The organism is Jatrophihabitans sp., from assembly GCA_036399055.1.
Classification (GTDB): domain Bacteria; phylum Actinomycetota; class Actinomycetes; order Mycobacteriales; family Jatrophihabitantaceae; genus Jatrophihabitans_A.
In genome coordinates, this window is the sequence record DASWNX010000016.1 from 118,685 (window position 1) to 124,684 (window position 6,000).

4 protein-coding genes are annotated in these 6,000 nt (G+C 65.7%); all 4 read left to right on the top strand.

All coding sequences use genetic code 11. From position 1 onward, the window contains the following. The first annotated feature begins 162 nt into the window (after window positions 1-162). A complete protein-coding gene (locus VGB75_05720; protein HEY0166524.1) occupies window positions 163-1,503 on the top strand; it encodes an FAD-dependent oxidoreductase in 1,341 nt (446 codons plus the stop codon). After that, window positions 1,500-1,781, top strand: a complete 282-nt coding sequence (locus tag VGB75_05725) for an acyl carrier protein (GenBank protein ID HEY0166525.1) — start codon at window positions 1,500-1,502, stop codon at window positions 1,779-1,781. Before VGB75_05720 ends, VGB75_05725 begins: the two co-directional genes overlap by 4 nt. Then, window positions 1,765-2,688 (top strand): thioesterase domain-containing protein, encoded by a 924-nt coding sequence (locus VGB75_05730; protein ID HEY0166526.1) that lies wholly within the window; start codon window positions 1,765-1,767, stop codon window positions 2,686-2,688. Before VGB75_05725 ends, VGB75_05730 begins: the two co-directional genes overlap by 17 nt. A gap of 82 nt (window positions 2,689-2,770) precedes the next feature. Then, on the top strand, window positions 2,771-6,000 hold a 3,230-nt coding region (locus tag VGB75_05735), incomplete at its 3' end, for a beta-ketoacyl synthase N-terminal-like domain-containing protein (protein ID HEY0166527.1).

Genomic DNA, 6,000 nt, shown 5'->3' on the forward strand with positions numbered 1-6,000 from the left:
GGCACTTCCTGCCATGGCACCTGCTCCGCGCCCAAATGGACAATTCACATGCCGCATAGCCCCCAAGCTGAAGGCCACAGCAACCTGGTCTCGTGCCTCAGGAGGCCGAGTCAGCTCGCCATCTCAGGTGGCATCGAGGTAAAAAACGAGAGGAGTTGCCCCGTGCCCAACCGGGTGGCAGTAATCGGCGCTGGTATCGCCGGGCTTTCCGCGGCCTATCAACTGCGGGACGAGGCCGAGCTGGTCATTTACGAACGCAACGACTATGTCGGCGGTCACGCCAATACGGTAGAAGTCATCGAAGACGGCACGACAATTGGTCTGGACACCGCTTTCATCGTCTTCAACCGGCCCAGCTATCCCGGACTCAGCGCATTCTTCGACGAGCTCGGCGTTCCGGTGCTGGCGCATGAGGGCGGCTTCAATATGTTCGACCTCGACACCGGCGTCGAGTTCGGAACCCTGGAATTCGACCTGCCTGAGCACGAGATCGTGGAGCGGTACCCGGAATCGTTTCTGGGCATCTGGCGCGACGCGCAGCGGTTTCACGCCGAGGCCCCCCGGCACTTCTTGCGCAAGCAGGCTGAGTTCGGGCTGGGCGCCTACCTGGACCTGCACGGGTACTCCGAAGCCTTCAAACGCGGGTTCGTGGTCCAGCTTGCGACCGCGGTGTGGTCGATTCCACCGGAGCTCATCTGGCAGATGCCGGCCAGCACCTTCATCGCCTTCTTCATGGCTCATGACGCCGAGGGCCTCGGTGGCCGCAGCGTGGCCTGGCACACGGTGCAGGGCGGCAGCGTCACCTACGTGCGCAAGGCGCTGGCCGCGATCGGCGCCGAGCTCCGGCTGGACGACCCGGTCGTGGCCGTCGAGGATCTCGGTCACTGGGTCGAGGTCCGGACGCTGTCAGGCTCGTCCGAGCGTTACGACAGCGTGGTGCTGAGCACCCATGCAGATCAGGCATTGAGCATCCTGGGCAACCCGACACCGGCTCAGCAGGCGATCGAGGCCGTGCGGTACAACACCTCGAGCTGCCTTCTGCACACCGATGAGGCCGTGCTGTCCAAGGACCGGGCACGGTGGCGCAGCTGGAACTTCGGAACAGTGACCACGGACGGTCAGAGCCGGGCCTGGCCGGTGTATCACCTCAACCAACTGCAGGACCTGAACGCCCGTCAAGACTATTTCGTCACCCTGGACTGCCCGATCGAGGTGGCGCCGGACAAGGTCATCAAGCGCATCACCTACTCGCATCCGATCATCACCTGCGAGGTGCGAGACCTCCAGTCGAGCATCTATCGGGCCCATTCCGGCAGCCGGGTGTTGCTCGCCGGTTCCTACTTCCACTCCAAGTCCCTCGGCCCTGACCAGATCGGCTCCCATGAAGCCGCTTTCAGCTCAGGAGTCGAGGCCGCCCGGGCAGTGCGTGCGGTGCTGGCCGACCCGCAGTTCAGCCGACGTGATCACGCGCATTCGAAGTCAACTCAGGAGGAAGCACTATGACCGAACTTTCCGTTCCCAGCAAATCCAAGCAGGACATCGCACAGCGGTTGACCGAGATGGTAGGCAGCAGGCTCGGCGTGACGGCGGCCGACGTCGATGTCAACCAGTTCTTCGACGACTTCGGCTTGGATTCGACCGAGGCGCTGGTGTTGGCCGGTGAGCTGGAGTCCTGGATCGGTGTGGAACTGCCAACCACCGCGCTCTGGTACCACCCGACGATCGCTGATCTGGCAGGGTTCATAGCAGAGGAATTGATGAGCAGTGTCAGCCCTGCTTGATCGCCCGCCAGCCCGACGGCCCGACGTGACCCCGGTGCTGCGCACGTTGCGAACCGGCGATGCCAGCCGGCCGCGGTCAGTCTCGATCGTGCACCCCGGGGCCCTGCCCTCGTCGGTTTACGACGGCCTGGCTGGGCGACTGCCGATCGAGTACGGCATCCATCTGCTGAACTTGCAGGGGCTGGCGCAGTACCAGCAGGCAGCCCTCACCGGTGGGCGCAGTGAGTTGAGCGTCGTCGACATCGCGGAGTTCTTCGCCCGCCGGGTGCGGGAAGTGCTTCGGCCTGGCGAGGATCATGCTTTGGTCGGCTGGTCGTTCGGCGGTGTGATCGCCCACGCCATGACCGCCCACCTGACCGCAGGCACGGCCCCGACGCAGCTCGTCCTGCTGGACAGCATCGCCGCCGTTCCCGGATACCAGGCTCAGATCGATGATCTGGACGAGCAGACGTTGTTGAGGTGGTTCGCCATGTACCTCGGCGCCAAGCGAGGGGCGCCGGCTCAGCCGGGCGCGGCCTGCCCTGGGTCGCTTGAGGACGTGTTGGCGGCGATGACCGACTCCGGCGTCCTGCTACCGGGCACCACGATCGCCGGGCTGGCTAAGGTCTTCGCGGTCTACGTTGACGGGCTGCGCCGCAATAGCCTGCTGACCCGGGCCTTCCAGGCCGTCCCGAGTCAGATCGCCACCACCGTTGTGCGCGCGCGCCGAAGCCTGCTGGCTGAATCCGGGCCGATGGGCTGGGACCAGGTCTGCTCGCCGAGTCTGCAAGTGCTGACCGGCGAAGGCGACCACTACAGCATGCTCACCGACGCGGGGACGACCGCGCTGGTAGCCGGCATCGTGCGATCGGTCCTGACTCCGACGGAGCGCGAACCTGTCGCCCGACACCTTGCAGAACCTCGATGACTTCTACCAAGGGCGTTGAGCACGTCTTGCCCCGGTGCGGCGCCGACCTCGATCGCACCACCTCTTATCTGGAGAGCCTCGTATGAGCAACGACCTTGATCGCCGTCTGGCCGACACCCCCATCGCCATCGTGGGGCTGTCTGCGCTATTTCCGAAATCGCGTGACCTCCGTGAGTTCTGGAGCAATATCGTGGCCGCGCGTGACTGCATCGAGGACGTTCCCTCGACTCACTGGAACGTCGATGACTACTACGATCCAGACCCCTCGGCGCAAGACAAGACCTACTGCCGCAGAGGCGGATTCGTCCCGACGACGGCGTTCAACCCACTGGAGTTCGGCATGCCGCCGAACACCCTTGAAGTCACCGACATCCTGCAGCTGTTGAGCCTGGTGGTGGCTCGTGAGGTACTGGCCGACGCCGGCGCGCCGGGTTCCAGCTGGTATGACCCGGCCCGTACCGGCGTCGTGCTCGGGATAACCGGAGCGAATTCGCTTACCCAACCATTGGCCACCCGTCTTCAGACACCGGTGCTCAAAGAGGTCATACGAAGCTGTGGCCTGACCGGAGACGACGCCGAAGCGATAGCCGCGAAGTTCACCATGGCGTTCGCGCCGTGGGAGGAGAACTCCTTTCCCGGCATGCTGGGCAACGTCGTCGCGGGCCGGATCGCCAACCGCTTCGATCTCGGCGGCACGAACTGCACGCTGGACGCTGCGTGCGCGAGCTCGCTGGCGGCGACCCGCATGGCCATCGACGAGCTGCTGCTGGGCCGCGCGGACATGATGATCACCGGCGGCTGTGATGCCGAGAACACGATCCTGATGTACCTGTGCTTCAGCAAGACCCCGGCATTCTCCAAGACAGGAGTCATCCGTCCGTTCGACGAGCAGGCCGACGGAACTCTGATCGGGGAGGGCATCGGAATGCTGGCCCTCAAGCGGCTGGCTGACGCCGAACGCGACGGTGACCGGGTCTACGCGGTGATCTCGGGTATGGGCTCATCCAGCGACGGCCGGTTCAAGAGCATCTACGCGCCGCGGGCAAGCGGCCAACAGCTCGCCCTGCAGCGGGCATACGCCGACGCCCGGATCAACGCCGGTGATATCGAGCTGATCGAGGCGCACGGCACCGGTACCGCCGTCGGCGATCACACCGAGCTGACTGCGCTGCGCGAGGTGTATTCCGCAGCCACGTCCGAACGCCAGTTCGCCGCCATCGGCAGCGTGAAGTCCCAGATCGGTCACACCAAGGCAGCAGCGGGCGCCGCCGGTCTCATCAAGCTGGCGCTGGCCTTGCATTCCAAGGTGCTGCCGCCCACCCTCAACGTGACGCAGCCGAGCAGCGCCGCAGACTTCGGCTCCTCGGCTTTCTATGTCAATTCGGTCGCCCGGCCCTGGATCCTGGATCCCGACCGGCCGCGCCGCCGGGCGGCAGTGTCTGCGTTCGGCTTCGGTGGAACGAACTTTCATTGCGTGCTCGAAGAGCATGACGCCACCGCAGCGCATCGCGAGCCGGTCGCCACCCTGCATTCCGGGGCCCGGATCCTGAACTGGCACGCCTGCGATGTGCAGTCGCTGCGTGCTTTGCTGACCGGAGGCGCCGAGCCCAGCGATGAGCCGATAGCCGCCGATCACGCCCGGATCGTGTTCACCGCCCACGACCGCGATGGCGTTGAGCAGGCCAGGACACTGGCATTGAAGGCGTTGGACGGGCCTGGGTCCTCCTGGGCACTACCCAGTGGCGTCCACTTCCGCGAGCAGGCAATGCCCGCTACCAAGATCGGTGCGCTGTTCGCCGGCCAGGGTAGCCAGTACGTCGACATGGCACGCACCGCGGTGCTGTCGTATCCGCCGATGCGCTCTGCGCTGGACAAGGCCAACAGCTATGCCCTGGCGCCCACCACCCTGGCTAGGGTGATCTTCCCGCCGCCGCCGTTCTCAGATGCAGAACGCCAGTCCGCGGAGGAGACTCTGCGGCTGACCCAGCATGCCCAGCCCGCCATCGGCGCGATCAGCGTCGCCCACTTCACCGTGCTGCGCGAGCTGGGCCTGCCGGTTGACGGTTACCTCGGCCATAGCTTCGGTGAGCTCACCGCGCTGTGGGCGGCCGGCTCGCTGACCGACCACGACTTCGCTATGCTCGCCCGGGCCCGGGGAGCGGCCATGGCCACCCCGCCCGGTGCGGGCTCAGACCCTGGCGCGATGGCTGCTGTCAACGCTGGCCGCGATCAGGTGACGGCCTTGATCGCCGGCCTGCACCAGGTCTGGATCTGCAACGACAACGCCCCCGACCAAATCGTGGTCGGTGGGGCGACGCAGGCCATCGAGCAACTGCTTACCCTTGCCGGCGAGCACGGTCTTCGCGCTCAGCGACTGCCGGTCTCGGCCGCCTTTCACACGCCATTCGTCTCTCATGCCGTCACCCACTTCGGCTCCTCTGTCGCGGCAGTCGACCTACGGGCGCCGTCCGGACCGGTGTACTCGACAACGCAAGGCCAGCGCTATGGCCGCGACATCGCGGCCAATCGTCAGTTGATCACCGGCCAGCTGACCACGGCCGTGGAGTTCCGTAGCCAGGTCGAGGCGATGTACGACGACGGGTTCGGCATTTTCGTCGAATTCGGTCCGAAGAACGTGCTCGCCACGCTGGTCGCTCGGTGCCTACCTGGACGGGATGTGCTCGTCGTGTCGATGGATCAGGGACCGCGCCGGGACTCCGAGCTGAGCATGAAGCAGGCCATCGCCGCGCTGGTGGCCGCTGGTGTCGAGCTGCGTGACGTCAACCGGTGGCAAACCGCTGCCCCGGTCGAGCAAGCCGCCAAGGGCATGGTGATCCAACTCGACGGTGTCAACTACGTCAGTGACAAGCGTCGTGCCGATTACCAAGAGGCGCTGGCCAACGGGTACCGCGTTGTCAACTCGGCGCCCATCGCCGCGCCTGTGGTCGCGGTTGTCGTGCCGGTCGCGGCTGCGGTGCTCACTCCGGTCGCGGCTGCGGTGCTCACTCCGGTCGCGGTTGTCGTGCCGGTCGCGGTTGTCGAGGCGCCGGTGGTCCGGGGGATTGACCGGGTTGAGTTGTCGTCTGCGTTGATCGGGATTGTCGCCTCGATCACCGGTTATCCGGCTGACATGCTGGATGAGTCGATGGATATCGAGGCGGATTTGGGCATCGACTCGATCAAGCGGGTCGAGATTCTGGGTAACCTGCGCGATGCGTTTCCGCAGGCGCCGGCTCTGGGGCCGCAGCATCTGGCCGACATCGCCACCCTGGCCGACATCGTCACCCTGCTCGCGGGCGACACCGCACCAGC